This window comes from Vibrio clamense (assembly GCF_050337905.1).
GTDB classification, from domain to species: Bacteria; Pseudomonadota; Gammaproteobacteria; order Enterobacterales; family Vibrionaceae; genus Vibrio; species Vibrio cortegadensis.
In genome coordinates, this window is the sequence record NZ_JAKJTJ010000020.1 from 138,174 (window position 1) to 152,283 (window position 14,110).

16 protein-coding genes are annotated in these 14,110 nt (G+C 42.2%); 4 read left to right on the plus strand and 12 right to left on the minus strand.

The window, feature by feature from the left end; translation table 11 throughout:
- Nucleotides 1-341 precede the first annotated feature (341 nt).
- The 4 genes from L4C39_RS05710 (at nt 342) to L4C39_RS05725 (ending at nt 4,729) form a co-directional block, all read left to right on the plus strand.
- Nucleotides 342-890, plus strand: a complete 549-nt coding sequence (locus tag L4C39_RS05710) for a sigma-70 family RNA polymerase sigma factor (RefSeq protein WP_017052466.1) — start codon at nt 342-344, stop codon at nt 888-890.
- Entirely contained in the window at nt 883-1,608 is a 726-nt protein-coding gene (locus tag L4C39_RS05715; protein ID WP_429744944.1) for a DUF3379 domain-containing protein, read from the plus strand. Before L4C39_RS05710 ends, L4C39_RS05715 begins: the two co-directional genes overlap by 8 nt.
- Before the next feature lie 278 nt (nt 1,609-1,886).
- Entirely contained in the window at nt 1,887-3,167 is a 1,281-nt protein-coding gene (locus L4C39_RS05720; protein WP_429744946.1) for an outer membrane protein transport protein, read from the plus strand.
- A 296-nt stretch (nt 3,168-3,463) separates the two neighbouring features.
- Nucleotides 3,464-4,729: an outer membrane protein transport protein gene (locus tag L4C39_RS05725; RefSeq protein WP_429744948.1), complete on the plus strand. Its 1,266-nt coding sequence runs from the start codon at nt 3,464-3,466 to the stop codon at nt 4,727-4,729.
- A gap of 159 nt (nt 4,730-4,888) precedes the next feature.
- Here the strand turns inward: L4C39_RS05725 and L4C39_RS05730 are convergent, their stop codons facing one another.
- The 12 genes from L4C39_RS05730 to L4C39_RS05785 form a co-directional block, all read right to left on the minus strand.
- Complete coding sequence (locus tag L4C39_RS05730) at nt 4,889-5,695, minus strand: MlaA family lipoprotein (RefSeq protein WP_429744950.1); 807 nt, start codon at nt 5,693-5,695, stop codon at nt 4,889-4,891.
- Between the two features lie 117 nt (nt 5,696-5,812).
- A complete protein-coding gene (ccmI, locus tag L4C39_RS05735; protein WP_429744952.1) occupies nt 5,813-7,033 on the minus strand; it encodes a c-type cytochrome biogenesis protein CcmI in 1,221 nt (406 codons plus the stop codon).
- Complete coding sequence (locus tag L4C39_RS05740; RefSeq protein WP_017052472.1) at nt 7,033-7,518, minus strand: cytochrome c-type biogenesis protein; 486 nt, start codon at nt 7,516-7,518, stop codon at nt 7,033-7,035. The genes ccmI and L4C39_RS05740 overlap by 1 nt, the downstream gene beginning before the upstream one ends.
- Nucleotides 7,515-8,066, minus strand: coding sequence for a DsbE family thiol:disulfide interchange protein (locus tag L4C39_RS05745; RefSeq protein ID WP_113796801.1), 552 nt, complete (start codon nt 8,064-8,066; stop codon nt 7,515-7,517). Before L4C39_RS05745 ends, L4C39_RS05740 begins: the two co-directional genes overlap by 4 nt.
- Nucleotides 8,067-10,049, minus strand: coding sequence for a heme lyase CcmF/NrfE family subunit (locus L4C39_RS05750; RefSeq protein WP_017052474.1), 1,983 nt, complete (start codon nt 10,047-10,049; stop codon nt 8,067-8,069).
- Entirely contained in the window at nt 10,046-10,531 is a 486-nt protein-coding gene (gene ccmE / locus L4C39_RS05755; RefSeq protein WP_113796798.1) for a cytochrome c maturation protein CcmE, read from the minus strand. Before ccmE ends, L4C39_RS05750 begins: the two co-directional genes overlap by 4 nt.
- Nucleotides 10,528-10,734 carry a heme exporter protein CcmD gene (gene ccmD / locus L4C39_RS05760; protein WP_017052476.1) on the minus strand — a complete coding sequence of 69 codons (207 nt, stop codon included), beginning with the start codon at nt 10,732-10,734 and terminating at the stop codon, nt 10,528-10,530. The genes ccmE and ccmD overlap by 4 nt, the downstream gene beginning before the upstream one ends.
- A gap of 1 nt (nt 10,735) precedes the next feature.
- A complete protein-coding gene (locus L4C39_RS05765; protein ID WP_017052477.1) occupies nt 10,736-11,488 on the minus strand; it encodes a heme ABC transporter permease in 753 nt (250 codons plus the stop codon).
- A 97-nt stretch (nt 11,489-11,585) separates the two neighbouring features.
- Nucleotides 11,586-12,254, minus strand: coding sequence for a heme exporter protein CcmB (gene ccmB, locus L4C39_RS05770; protein WP_017052478.1), 669 nt, complete (start codon nt 12,252-12,254; stop codon nt 11,586-11,588).
- A gap of 1 nt (nt 12,255) precedes the next feature.
- A complete protein-coding gene (gene ccmA / locus L4C39_RS05775; protein ID WP_017052479.1) occupies nt 12,256-12,873 on the minus strand; it encodes a cytochrome c biogenesis heme-transporting ATPase CcmA in 618 nt (205 codons plus the stop codon).
- Nucleotides 12,874-13,106: 233 nt separating this feature from the next.
- On the minus strand, nt 13,107-13,613 hold the full coding sequence (locus L4C39_RS05780) for a DUF2802 domain-containing protein (protein WP_017052480.1): 507 nt from the start codon (nt 13,611-13,613) through the stop codon (nt 13,107-13,109).
- Entirely contained in the window at nt 13,613-14,107 is a 495-nt protein-coding gene (locus L4C39_RS05785) for a chemotaxis protein CheW (protein WP_017052481.1), read from the minus strand. The genes L4C39_RS05780 and L4C39_RS05785 overlap by 1 nt, the downstream gene beginning before the upstream one ends.
- Between the last annotated feature and the right edge of the window lie 3 nt (nt 14,108-14,110).

A 14,110-nucleotide genomic window follows, 5' to 3' on the forward strand; every position in this document is an offset into this window, starting at 1 on the left:
TGGGAAGGAGTAGGTTCGAACCACTTGAATTTAAAGCAAAAAAAAACCACACAAAGCTGTGTGGTTGGAATGTATATAAAGCAATTAACTTGCGCCAATTGAAATAATCAGTTTCCTGATTAGGAGAAAGTAAAGTCAGCCTTCAAAAGGAAGTTGTTGTCTTGCTCAACACGCTAGTCATAAATGACTAACTAGACAACAATGTGTACTATAACGGCTTGAGAGCGCGATATTTTGAAGTAGATCAATTTTAGTGTGATTTGCAACTTTCGAAACTGGACATAAATAAAAAAAATGCTATCCGCAGAGCAAAAATGGAGGCTCATGTGTCGATATTAAAAATGTTTGGAAATAAAAAGCCAGATCGTCCGGTCAACTCTGATATGGACAAACAAAGAAAATACGAAGCGCTTGTAAGGGCCTACCATCGAGATCTATTCCGCTACGCTTATTGGCTATGTAAAGATAAGAGCGTTGCTGAAGATCTTGTGCAAGAGACCTGCTTAAGGGCATGGAAATCTCTCGATAGCCTACAAGACGAAAAAGCGGCAAAATCTTGGCTCATTACTATCTTGAGACGAGAAAATGCACGACGCTTTGAACGAAAACAGCTTGATCTCGTCGATATTGATGATCACGGCCATGAAGCCAAGATCAATGATGACCCACATCATCAACAAGAGTGGCTTCAAGCACAAATAATGAAACTAGAGGTCGATTACCGAGAACCCCTCTTCCTACAAGTTGTAGGTGGATTCAGTGGTGAAGAGATTGGAGATATTTTAGATCTCAACAAAAATACGGTAATGACTCGCTTATTCCGAGCCCGCAATCAATTAAAAGAGATGTTGGATTCGGATGAGAAACAGAGAGGGCAGCAAAATGGATGATTTAGAATTTCGCCGCCGCGTTTTGTCTGACCCAAAACGGCGAGATCAACAGCTATTAGACGCATTAACAAATAATGAAGCTAACGGGAAGTTTCTTGATGACGTTTTAAATTTAGATACACAAATATCTAACGCAATGAACGTTGATGTTCCGGATGATTTAGCCGATCGAATTCTATTTAAGCAAACATCGAATGAACAGAATATCATCAGACCGACTTTTGCTAAGCGTGCCATGGCGATGGCGGCATCTGTGGCTTTTGCATTTGGTTTATTAGTTGGGCAAGTCAATTGGGGTAATATTGTGGTTTCCCCAGCACAAGCAAGTTTAGCCGATACCGCGATGAAGCATGTCGTCGATGAAAGCAGCTTTGTAAACGTACTGGATGAAAAAGTCACTTCTCAGCAAATCAATGCCAAGATGTCACCTTTTGCTTACCAGTTCGATCAGAACTTTCCTTACCATGTTTACTACTTAAATCATTGTGGCTTTGGTAAATCTAATGCGATGCATATGGTTTTTCAGGGTGAAAAAGGCAAAGTCACGCTGTTCCTAACAAGCATTAAAAGCGAGCAGCCTATCGACTTTAATGAAAAAGGTATGTCAGGCGTTGTTACTCCAATTGGCAACGCCAGTATGATCATCGTCGGGGGAAATGGAGAAGATGTCGCTAAGATCGCCGAAAACCTAACACCAATGATACAACCTGCAAGTTAATTCAATTTTCAGCCCAGCATTCGTGCTGGGCTGCTTTATTTTAATCTATCATTCAATTTCCTCCTGCATCGGCAATTCAACTTAGAGTTAAAACTCTAAAACCATGCATTTACAACCAATATCGTGCCAGATAGCCATCATTTCTGTAATTTTGTCGACATTTAATTCAATGGTCGGATTTCTATACCTTATACTAACCGCTATTATCCGTTCCCAACTGAGTATTAACTCAAATTAAATCGCCCTATTAGAGGCGGGACATCTCAAGGAAAACACTAATGACTAATAAAACGCGTCTGTTTAAAAAGTCTCTTTTAGCAGTGACAATTACTTTAGCCTCTAGCCAAGCAATGGCGGCAGGTTTCCAAATTAACGCACAATCAGCAACCGGTATTGGCCGTGCATTTGCTGGTGATGCGGTAATTGCTGATAACGCTTCTGTCATGGCGCGTAACCCAGCAGCAATGGCACTATTCGATGAAACCGCTTTCTCCATCGGTTTCGAAAGCATCACTTCAATGATTGAAGTAAAAGATGCACAATACACTGGTTTCGATGGCGCGACTCATAATGCAAATTATGATGACGCTGGTGATACATCTATAGCACCAAATATTCACTTAATTGTCCCAATTAACGACAAGTTTGCAGTTGGTGTGAATGCTTACTCTAACTTTGGTACCAAAACTGAATTTAGCGACAGCTATGTCGGTGGGGAGTATGCAGGTTTAACAGATGTAAAAAGTGTCAACGTTGGTGTTGCAGGTTCATACCGAGTGAATGAACAGTGGAGTTTTGGTGCTGGATTAGATTTCATTTATGGTAAAGGTACTCTTGAGCGAACTATGAGTTCAGCAGTTGCAACTCCTGGTTTTGCTCCATTTCCACAACCAGGTTCTACAGCTTTAGATGCAGAAGCGGACGGTTGGGCGGTTGGTTTCAACTTAGGTTCTGTTTACGAATTAGATGAAAATAACCGTTTTGGCTTAGCTTATCATTACGCTCCAAGATTAGAAGCTGAAGGTGATATCAATTACCTAGGTCAGACAAGCGATACGCTATACATTCCATTGCCTGATATTGCAGAGTTTTCTGGTTTCCACAAAATCGAAAATACTAAATTTGCATTACATTACAGCGTACAGCTAATCACTTGGGGTGAGTTTGATGTATTAGAAGCTGATGGCATTGGTACTCTTAATGAATATCAATGGCAAGATGGATGGCACTACTCAATTGGCGGTACATACTACCTCAATAATAAGTGGACTCTGCGTGCTGGTTACATGTACGACACAAGTGCTCAAGATCAGGTAACTTCAATTTCAGTACCTGATTCAGATCGCCAATGGTTCTCTACAGGTTTCACTTACCACATCACTGAAAAGTCCAATATCGATTTCGGTTTCACTTACCTACTAGGCAAAGATGTGAAAGTTAATGAATCCACAGAAAACCCAGCAGCAGGCATCATTGGTGGGGATAACATCTCATCGATCAGTGCCACAACTCATGCAGATGCAATCTTAGTCGGCTTACAGTACAGCCGTACTTTCTAAGCACAAGCTATTTAGCACTCTATGTAAAAGGCTGGTTTTCCAGCCTTTTTTTGTGGCTGCTATACTTCAATATCATATTTTCAGTGTACAGTTGTTAGCGAAACTGCCTATTCCATACCACATGTGTTCGCTCAAAAATCAAAACCTTCTCGCAACAATTAGCATAAACATCTATATAAAAATTAAATCTAGCCATTTATCCTCAAAACATGCTTTTCATCGAATTACATTTTTAAAGTAATCACTCTAACATTAGAATCACGCTACTAAATTTTATCAGTTCAGCGAACATTATAATGAAATCAAATAAAACTCTTCTATCTTTAGCGGTCGCTTTTAGCCTCGCATCTGTATCAAGCGCCACTAACGCGGCAGGTTTTCAGCTTGCTGAATATTCAGCAACCGGTCTTGGCCGTGCTTATGCTGGTGAAGCGGCAATGGCCGACAATGCAAGTGCACAGTGGCGCAACCCTGCAATGTTGACTTATTTAGAAGGGACACAGATCTCAACTGGTGCTATTTATGTAAACCCAAATATTGACGTTGACGGCACAAGTGCTGGCAGCATTAAAGCTGAATCACACGACTTTGCTCACGATGCGATCATCCCGAACCTTTATATTTCCCACAAATATAATGACCAATTTGCCGTTGGTGTTGCACTAAGCACTAACTACGGCATGGAAACGGATCTTGGTACTGACTTTGCTGGTGCTAACCACGGCAACGAAGCAAGCGTGATCAGTAAAGAACTAAACCTCAACGTTGCTTACCAATTAAATGAACAAGTAAGTGTCGGTGGCGGTGTTCGCTATGTAATCGCAGAAGGCAGCTTTGGCGCTGTTTCTACCGAAAACTCATTAATCCCAGTACCAGCAGGCACCACTCTAAAATACATGGAAGGGGATGATAAAGCATGGGCTTGGCAAATAGGTACCGCTTGGCAGATTAATGATGAACATCGTATTGGTTTTGCTTATAAATCTGAAGTTGCACTGACACTTGAAGGACATGCGGAAGGTTTCGGTTTTAATCCGGCGAACCCTGCTGCTAAGAAAAATGGTTCTATGGAGCTAGCCCTTCCGGCAACTGCAGAACTTGCAAGCTTCCATCAATTAACAGAAAAAGTAGCCGTTCACGCAAGTTTAAACTGGACTGATTGGAGCAGCTTCGAAAAATTAGTCGCTGATTTCCCTGGTGAGAACAGCGTTGAGATTAAAAAAGAGAACTGGAAAGACAACTATCGTTTCGCCATTGGTTCAACTTATCAAGCTACGCCAAAATTAGCATTACGCACAGGTGTTGCTTACGACACTTCAGCAGTAGACGAAGCCGACCGTACGGCAACCATCCCAGAAACCGACCGTACATGGTTAAGTGTTGGTGCAAGCTACCAATGGTCTAACCAACTTTCTCTAGACGCTGGCTACACCTATATTTTAGCAAAAGATGCGGATATGCATGAAGATGATGGGGCAGCGAACCTTTTTGGTGGCTCATTCGAAGGCGAAGTAACGGGTAATGTTTGGTTGATCGGTGTTCAAGCTAACTACGTTTTCTAATTCCGTTTCTGAATCAAAAGTTTTTGAATAAAGAATTTCTTAATAAAAGGTTTCTTAATAAAGAGCTTCTGAATAAAGAGTTTCTTAGCAAAAAGCTTCTTAGTACAAAAAAGGCTTGGTTTCATACCAAGCCTTTTTTATCAATAATGACAAAAACTATTAAAACTCTTCATCTAGATATTCATCAAGATAAGCTTCTTCATCTTCATCAAATTCAGCCGTGGTGTTAATTTCAGCCTTAAAATCTTGGCGCTGCAAGAATACCTCACGAGACAATGCATATGGATCTGGCGACGTTTTTAGCTGTCCCTCTTGAGGAATCAACTGCACTCGTTTTTCCATCCCCTCTAACGCCCACTTACCTAGCCCAGCCCAAACATTCAAATAACTAAGCGGCACATACATTCCATCAACGGTATCGGTGACTTCTCGAACCGTATAAGGTCCGTAACCAGGGAGCATCAAATACGGGCCGTTGCCGACACCATAATGACCAAGCGCATCACTGAACGCTTTATCATCGTTTTTAGGTATTCCTGCTTCTGATGCAATATCAATTAAGCCCACCAAACCAAACGTAGTGTTAATCCAAAAGCGGTTAAAGTGATTGACCGCTTGCTCTCCATTACCCATTACGAGGTTATTCACCATGCTAGAAGGTTCATCTAAATTGGCAAGCACGTTAATAATACCTAAGCGTATTGGGTGCGGAACATATTCAACATAGGCGACAGATACAGGACGCACTAAATAGGGGTCAAGGTAGTCGTAGTTGATATCCCACATTGCTCGGTTAAAGCTTTCAAAGGGATCGTTAGGGTGTGTTTCATCGATATTAGCTGTAGAGTCAGTTCCATTCACAGCATTACTTTCATCAATGACTTGCTTTTCCGGTGCGCTAGAACAACCCACCGTCATCAAAGCTAAAAACAGACTTAAATGTAATTGTAATCCGCGTGTTAGCATTTTATCTTCCATAAATAAGGCCAGCGATGCTGGCCTAAGTAGCAATATACTTATTATACTGATATTCAATACCATAGAAATAAGTATATTTAATATGTAATCAACCGTTTAACTACATCAGTATTGCTGCTCAATCTTCAACGATGCAGGTTCACCAAGAGAAACGACTGAGCTTTCACCATACCAATCACCATCTCGCGTTGAAACATTTCCGTCACTATCCAGTCTAGCTCGAACAATTAAGCTCTCTAGATCCGATAGTTTACGACCTTGCATCATACTATTGCCGTCATCCAATACGATCGTTCTTGGGAATGAACCTAAAGGATATCGAGCAGCAGCAATTGGCATTGGCGCGCCATCAGCACTATGCACTGAAACGACCAAAACGGCGTTACTTGATGGATTAACTTGAGCACCTAATGAGATAGTAACCGCGACATTTTTACCACTTGGAGTCGCTTCAACGCCCATTTTCTTCTTAGCATTCTCAATACTACGAGCCAACATAGTATAACGGCTATCATCAGGGCCAATCATTTGCTGCATAATACTCCAGTATTTAACCGCAGCCGGATAATCCTGACGCTCAAAAGCATCAAAACCAAGTAGAGAAAAGACTCGCAAATCGACATAGTCTTCCTGAACGAGGCTACCGAGCAATCGACGCGCTTTGTCTTGATCAGCTTCATCTTGAGACAACATCAGAGCTTGAGCATAACCCAATTTAACATCTTCATTCTCTGGTTCGAATCTATACGCCTTGCGCATAGAGTTAATGGCAGTTTCAACATCACGGTTCGCTAACCCAATTCGCCCAAGTAGCAACCACCCTGTAGAATCTTCAGGTTGATAATGTAAGCGAGTACGAAGTGCTAACGTCAGGTCTTGCATCTCATCATCAGTTAATGCATCGCCTTCTGGAGACATCAATTTCTTCGTTAATGCCGGTAAATTGGCTGAAACGTCTTGCCATTGCTGCACTTTATCTATCGCACCAAACTTCATATACATGGCATAAGAGAGTGCAATCACCAATAAAAACGATGGTAGTAAAATAACGGCCGCCGGTATTTCGCTACCACGACTGTTTTTTTGCTCCGTAGGGATGTCATCCAAAAGCGACTGCTTCAGGTCTGAAATCAGATCTTGTTGATCATCCACAAGCCCTTCATCGGCTTCTTCTTCAAGTTCAGATAAACGATCTTTGTAGAGAGCTTTGTTTAATTCATCGCGTAGTGCTTCATCATTATTTGCCTTTTTTTTAATGAAAGGCATCGCAATAAAGAGGCAACTAATAAGAGTAAGAACTAGACTCGATATCCAAAATAACGTCATTACTGTTTATCTCCGTCTTTTTCTTCATTAAGCAACGATTTCAAACGTGCTTCTTTCTCTTCATCCCACTCTTTAGATTCTGCCGTTTTTACCACTTTAGATTTGCGGCTGCGTACCACAATCAGAGCAAAACCTAGAACGATGACAAACAGTGGTCCACCCCATAACACCGATGTTGCTAGAGTCAACGGCGGGTTATAAGTAACGAAATTGCCATAGCGAGCGATCATATAGTCAATGATCTCCTGCTCCGACTTTCCTGCTTTCGTCATTTCATATACTTTTTGGCGAAGATCTTGTGCTAATTCTGCGTTAGAGTCACCAATCGTATTATTTTGACACTTAGGGCAACGCAACGTGTTACTTAGCTCTTTGAATTGCTGCTCTTGTTCAAAGTTATCAAACTCATGAACTTCAATTGTGGCATAAGCTGAAATTGACAGAAGCATGCTCGTCATAAAAGCAACGAAGATACGTTTCATCATTTCGCCTCCTCCAGAAGAGCTTGATACATTGGTTGCAATGTCTCTTTCCAGTTAGCTGGATTAACATCACCAACATGGCGATAGCGGACTACGCCATTTGCATCAATTAAAAAAGTTTCAGGTGCGCCATACACGCCAAGATCTAGCCCTAACATACCATCACCATCAAACAGGCTAATCAGGTATGGGTTGCCTAATTCAGTTAACCACTGCACCGCTTTATCACGCTGATCTTTATAGTTAAGACCAATGATTTTCACACCATCTGACGACAATTCATTAAGGTATTGATGCTCGGCATAACATGTCGGACACCAGGTAGCCCAAACATTCAACAGCAATGGTTCGCCCTTGAAAATAGCTTGATCATGCAACTTTCCTGGTTGAGCTAAGTCTTCTAAACGAAACTCTGGAACTTGTTTACCAATCAATACCGATTCCAATTTGGTCGGGTCATCACCTGAAGAGTTTCGAACAAGCTGCGATGCAAAAACCGCCGCTAGAACCATAAACATAACCAGTGGGACAAATAATATTTTCTTGTTCATCTACGCGACCTTCTCTTGTTCACTGCTGGTTGTTTTTGATGATGACGATTTACGGAAGCGGTAGCGTCTATCACTAATTGCGATTAAACCACCTAGTGCCATCAATATTGAACCAGCCCAGATCCAACGAATAAAGGGTTTATAGTAAATTCGAACAGCCCATGAGCGGTTATCATCCAGTCTCTCACCCATTGCAATGTATAAATCACGAGTGAAACCGCTGTCGATAGCAGCTTCTGTCATCATTGAACGAGTTGTTGTGTAGAAACGTTTTTCAGCGTGTAGCGTATTAACGTACTTACCTTGTTGCGTGATTTCAAAATCAGCGATGTAACCATCATAGTTTGGTCCATCTTCATCTCGTACGCCGGAGAAGTAGAAATTGTAATCTTCTATTTGGAAGTGCTCACCTGGCGCAAGACGAACATCACGTTCAATGCTGTAGTTCTGCACCATTGCGATACCAATCACAGTAACAGCCAAACCAATATGTGCGAACATCATCGCCCAGTGACTGCGCTGAAGTTTTCTTAACCCTGTGAAAAAATCGTGACGGTGAGTTGCACGTTCATACAGCTCAAAGCTGTGCATGAACACAATCCATAACGCCATAACCCAGCCCATGTAGGCCATTCCAGTGAATCGGTCTGCCAATAGCCAAACCATAGCTGCGGCTAAAGTGAATGACCCAACACCAGAGATCAACATTGGTTTGATCAGTGCTGACATATTGTCACGCTTCCAACGAACCAAAGGACCAATACCTAAGAGGAACGAGAAAGGAATCATTAACCAGCTAAACAACATGTTAAAGAATGGAGCACCGATTGAAACTGAGCCTAAGCCAATCTGTTTGTGCACTAGCGGAAGCAGTGTCCCAACCAGTACCACAACCAAAGCTGCAATCAATAAAATGTTATTTGAAAGCAATGCGTTTTCGCGTGAAATAAGACTGAAGTTGCCGCGAACTCGTACCGATGCACCTTTCACTGCAAACAGCAGTAATGAACCGCCAATCACAAAGACTAAGAAGCCGAGAATGAACATGCCACGAGCCGGATCTGAGGCAAACGCATGAACAGAGACTAAAATCCCCGAACGAACAAGGAAGGTACCTAGTAAGCTTAAAGAGAACGCTGAAATAGCGAGTAGCACTGTCCAAGCTTTAAATGTGCCACGCTTTTCTGTTACAGCAAGAGAGTGCATTAATGCTGTACCCGCTAACCACGGCATAAACGAAGCATTTTCTACTGGATCCCAGAACCACCAGCCGCCCCAACCAAGTTCGTAATAAGCCCACCATGAACCTAGCGCGATACCAACCGTTAAAAATGACCACGCAGCGATAGTCCAAGGACGAGACCAACGTGCCCAAGCCGTATCTAAACGACCAGTCATCAAAGAAGCGATAGCAAATGAGAACGCCACTGAAAAACCAACATAACCCATATATAGCATTGGTGGGTGGATGATCAAACCAGGGTCTTGTAATAGAGGGTTTAGATCTCGGCCATCAATTGGGAAGAATGGCAGTGTTCTCAGGAATGGGTTCGAAGTGACGATGATAAACAGTAAGAAACCAACGGAAATCATCCCCATAACCGCGAGTACCCGCGCAACGGACTCTTGCGGCATGCCTCGGCTAAATGTCGCTACTGCAACCGTCCATCCTGCTTGAATGAGAACCCATAAAAGCAAAGAGCCTTCATGAGCACCCCAAACAGCGGTAATGCGGTAGTACCAAGGAAGTAAGCTATTCGAGTTACTCGCCACATATTGCAGCGTAAAATCGTTTTTGTAAAAAGCCCAACATAGAATAAAAAATGATAGGCAAAGCATGATGAACATACCCCAAGACAAAGGTCTCGCAGTATTCATCAATGTGGTGTTATTTCTCGATGCTCCCACCAGTGGAAGCAGACTGAGTAACACTGCCAACCCTAACGATAGGATTAAAGCAAAGTGACCAATTTCAGCAATCATTGATTACTTCCTTGAGTTTGTTCGTCTGTGTACGTTAATGGCTCATGGGTTTTCTTCATTGCTTCAGCCACTTCAGGCGGCATGTACTCTTCATCATGCTTAGCAAGCACTTCAAATGCTTCAATTGTTGTTGCGTCAAGTAGAACCCCTTGAGCAACAATACCTTGGCCTTCACGGAAAAGGTCTGGAAGAATACCATCGTAAACAATCGTCACTTTTGGACCAACATCCGCAAGATCGAAGCTTACTTGTAAAGATTCAACATCACGCTTCACTGACCCAACCACGACCATACCACCGATACGAAGTCTTTGGCCGACTTCTGGTTTCGTCCCATCATCTTTGCCATTGACCAATTCCGTTGGCGTGTAGAACAGATCCATGTTTTGATTCAGTGCATATAGCATTAAACCTACTGTGGCACCAATACCAATGAAAAGAGCGAGAATAATACCAAGTCTCTTTTTGCGTCTTGGGGTCATAGTGTGTTCTCCATATTTTTTGCAGCATCGATTCGAGCTTGACGATCGATTTTAGCTTGTACATCGCGAAGTAAGGTTTTACCACGCTTAATGCTTGAGATAAGCAAAATAAACATTGATAAGAAGGTAATCCCGAAAGCACTCCATACGTAAGCCGCATAGCCGCCCATGTTCAACATCGCGCTGAATGATTCAAAATGCATGTTAATTACCTCTCTTAGCGTTATCTAATGCTAATTGTTGTACCCAAGGACGATGGCTTTCTTTACTGATGATTTCATTTCTAAAGCGCAGCATTGTCACCGCTCCAAAGAAAAATGCAAAACCAAATATATTCAATAATAGTGGCCATAGCATATCTGAAGAGATAGATGGTTTATCGAATTTAGTAATTGAGGCACCTTGATGAAGGGTATTCCACCACTCAACTGAGAAGTGAATAATAGGTAGATTAATCACACCAACAATAGCCAAAATACCTGCCGCTTTAGCCGCCGTTTTCTGATCGTCAAATGCGTGATAAAGCGCAATTACTCCTAAATATAAGAATAAAAGAATAAGCTCAGATGTTAAACGAGCATCCCAAACCCACCAAGCGCCCCACATAGGCTTACCCCATACCGCTCCAGTCAACAAAGCGATGAAGGTAAAAACAGCACCGATTGGAGCCATTGCCGCTGCTGCCATATTCGACAATCTAACTTGCCAAACAAGACCAATAAATGCTGCGATTGCCATTGACATATAAGCGCCCATAGACCAAATAGCCGATGGCACATGAATATAGATAATTCTGAAGCTATCGCCTTGTTGATAGTCTGAAGGAGCGAATGCTAACCCCCAAACACTACCGCTAAACAAACACAATAAAGCTAATACAGAAAACCACGGAAGAAGTGTGCCGCTTAGGCGATAAGCGGTTTCCGGTTTGGCATAGGGATGGAGCCATTTCCACATGTTCACTCTCACTTTTACTTCAAATTGCTAACAATGCTTTTACGCGTTGTTGATTATTATATTTATAATTAACTCAATTAGAGCTGTCGAAAATCAATTAGTTCACACTGACTCTTAATGCCGCACTAATCGCAAATGGTGTCAGCGTCATTGCTCCCATAAACATGGCACCTAAAACGGCAAGTTGTCCATTATAAGCCACCCCTAAAGATGCCGCATCAATTGCTGAGGTAGCAAAAATTAGGATTGGAATATACAGAGGTAAAATCAATAGGCTCAGCAGCACGCCACCTTTTTGCAGCCCGACAGTCAAAGCGACACCAATTGCACCGATAAAACTTAACGTAGGTGTTCCGACAAAGAGGGTTAGAACGACCGCTAACCAAGTATCGAAATCAAGCGATAGCAACACCGCCAGTAACGGACTGATTAAGATAAGAGGCAACCCCGTTAACAACCAATGCGCGATGACTTTTGACATCACAACTAATTGTAATGGGATGGGCATTAGCATCATCTGCTCTAAAGAGCCGTCTTGAAAATCATCACGGAATAGTCGTTCTAATGATAATAAAGCAGATAGCAGCGCCGCTACCCAGACAATACCTGCCGCAATTCGCGCTAATAAATTAGGCTCCGGCCCAATACTCAGCGGGAATAAAGTAATAACAATAATAAAAAACCACAGAGGGTTAAAAATGTCAGCTTGCCTGCGAAATGCAATTAGCAATTCGCGGCGTACAATCGTGCTCATCGCTGAGATCATGTTAACCACCCAACTTAATTTTTCGAAGTATCGGATTATCAGCAAACATGTCTTGGTGGGTCGTGAGCAATACTATGCCCCCACTTTGCGCATGCTTTAGAAAAAGCGCTTCTAACACTTTCACCCCTTGCTTATCAATTGCCGTTAAAGGCTCATCAAGGATCCATAAAATCTGTTCACTCAACCATAGACGAGCCAGCGCGACTCGTCGCTGTTGACCAGCGGAAAGCTGTCCGACGGGTACATCCTCTCTACCAGCAAGCCCAACTTGAGTGAGCGCTTGGAAAATGTCTTCTCTAGAGGTGTTATTACCATGAATAGATTGGTAAAAATTCAGGTTCTCAAATGCGGTGAGCTCGCGCTTCACTCCTGTTTGATGGCCTAAAAAGAGCAAGTCTTGATGGTAGGTATCGCGGCTAGATTCAATTTGTTCACCTTTCCACGAAATCGTACCTTCGTCTCTCTCGCCTAAGCCAGAAATAATGCGTAAAAGTGTTGTTTTACCCGTGCCATTTCTACCTTCAACTTGAACAAGTTCACCCGGTTGAATATTAAAGGAAAGAGATTCAAACAAAACTCTCTCATCGCGAATTGCAGTTAAATTAGATACTTCGAGCATAAATTTTTTCGGCACAAAAACATAACAGTTATCTTAACACAGCAAGCCGAATACAAAACAGGAGTAGACCTTTACGAATCACGAAACTACGTAAGAAACTGTTAATGTTCTATCACAATTTCACAATTAATATTGGATATGGCTAAATTTCCATCCCTCTATTTTGCATTTTATTCCTAAAAACAAAAAAAGAAGCCGAGGCTTCTTTTTTCTTCTTCTGTTTTGTACACCGTTTACCGTCGAACATTTTTAGGCGATTGAGGCGATGCTCGATGTTCACCAGTAGAGCGAGGGGTCCCTCTCAATGGCGGCAATTTCTCTTTTCCTGTAAGCTTATTTTGTAGAGACATCATAAGCTCAGCTTCCGCTTTAGGGATTTCGCACTCTTCAATCAATTCATTGACACTCGCGCCTAACTGAACCATTTTACTGGCTCTCGTATACAAACGACCATCAGTATCTACGTGTTCAAGCTCCACTACTCGCTCATTTAGATGCTTGATAATATCCTGCTGCTCAGTCACTCGCTGACCAAGACCAACCACTACAGATCTCACTTCTAGCAACTGCTTATTGGCTTTTTGAAGCTCTTTCTCAAGGTGCCGTGTTTGCAAGCGAGATGCGTCAAAAAGCTTTTGTGATGCTTGTTTTGTTCGAAACAAGGCAAGCACAAACAGAAGAGCAATTAAAACACCCCCACCAATCAGGAAGGGGATATTTTGTGACAAAACATCAGTCATTATAGGTGAGCCATGTCATCCCATTCTTCATCGGTAAGCAGCTTATCTAGATCAACCAAGATAAGAAGTTTACCGTCACGGTTGCTTACACCTTGAATGAACTTAGCACTTTCATCCGTACCAACACTTGGTGTGGTATCAATTTCTGAAGAACGTAGGTAAACCACTTCAGCAACGCTATCAACTAAGATACCAATCACTTGACGCTCAGATTCAATAACAATAATACGGGTATTGTCCGTCGTTTCACCTTGCATCAGACCAAAGCGAGAGCGCGTATCAATAACAGTAACCACATTACCACGAAGATTAATGATACCTAAAACGTAATCTGGAGCACCCGGTACTGGAGCAATTTCGGTATAACGCAATACTTCACGAACTTGCATTACATTAATACCATATGTTTCTTGTTCTAATTGGAACGTCACCCACTGAAGAACTTCGTCATTACCTTGTTCTTTTCTTACTTCAACTTCGTTAGCTTGAGACATAGT

Bases quoted from the DNA above. Each gene is read 5' to 3' on its own strand.
- L4C39_RS05785 (WP_017052481.1), bottom strand. From the start codon at position 14,107: ATGTCTCAAGCTAACGAAGTTGAAGTAAGAAAAGAACAAGGTAATGAC.
- L4C39_RS05780 (WP_017052480.1), bottom strand. From the start codon at position 13,613: ATGACTGATGTTTTGTCACAAAATATCCCCTTCCTGATTGGTGGGGGT.
- ccmB (WP_017052478.1), bottom strand. From the start codon at position 12,254: ATGATCTCAGCGATGAGCACGATTGTACGCCGCGAATTGCTAATTGCA.
- ccmA (WP_017052479.1), bottom strand. From the start codon at position 12,873: ATGCTCGAAGTATCTAATTTAACTGCAATTCGCGATGAGAGAGTTTTG.
- L4C39_RS05745 (WP_113796801.1), bottom strand. From the start codon at position 8,066: ATGAACAAGAAAATATTATTTGTCCCACTGGTTATGTTTATGGTTCTA.
- ccmI (WP_429744952.1), bottom strand. From the start codon at position 7,033: ATGACGTTATTTTGGATATCGAGTCTAGTTCTTACTCTTATTAGTTGC.
- L4C39_RS05715 (WP_429744944.1), top strand. From the start codon at position 883: ATGGATGATTTAGAATTTCGCCGCCGCGTTTTGTCTGACCCAAAACGG.
- L4C39_RS05730 (WP_429744950.1), bottom strand. From the start codon at position 5,695: ATGCTAACACGCGGATTACAATTACATTTAAGTCTGTTTTTAGCTTTG.
- L4C39_RS05710 (WP_017052466.1), top strand. From the start codon at position 342: ATGTTTGGAAATAAAAAGCCAGATCGTCCGGTCAACTCTGATATGGAC.
- ccmE (WP_113796798.1), bottom strand. From the start codon at position 10,531: ATGACCCCAAGACGCAAAAAGAGACTTGGTATTATTCTCGCTCTTTTC.
- L4C39_RS05720 (WP_429744946.1), top strand. From the start codon at position 1,887: ATGACTAATAAAACGCGTCTGTTTAAAAAGTCTCTTTTAGCAGTGACA.
- L4C39_RS05725 (WP_429744948.1), top strand. From the start codon at position 3,464: ATGAAATCAAATAAAACTCTTCTATCTTTAGCGGTCGCTTTTAGCCTC.
- L4C39_RS05740 (WP_017052472.1), bottom strand. From the start codon at position 7,518: ATGATGAAACGTATCTTCGTTGCTTTTATGACGAGCATGCTTCTGTCA.
- L4C39_RS05750 (WP_017052474.1), bottom strand. From the start codon at position 10,049: ATGATTGCTGAAATTGGTCACTTTGCTTTAATCCTATCGTTAGGGTTG.
- L4C39_RS05765 (WP_017052477.1), bottom strand. From the start codon at position 11,488: ATGTGGAAATGGCTCCATCCCTATGCCAAACCGGAAACCGCTTATCGC.
- ccmD (WP_017052476.1), bottom strand. From the start codon at position 10,734: ATGCATTTTGAATCATTCAGCGCGATGTTGAACATGGGCGGCTATGCG.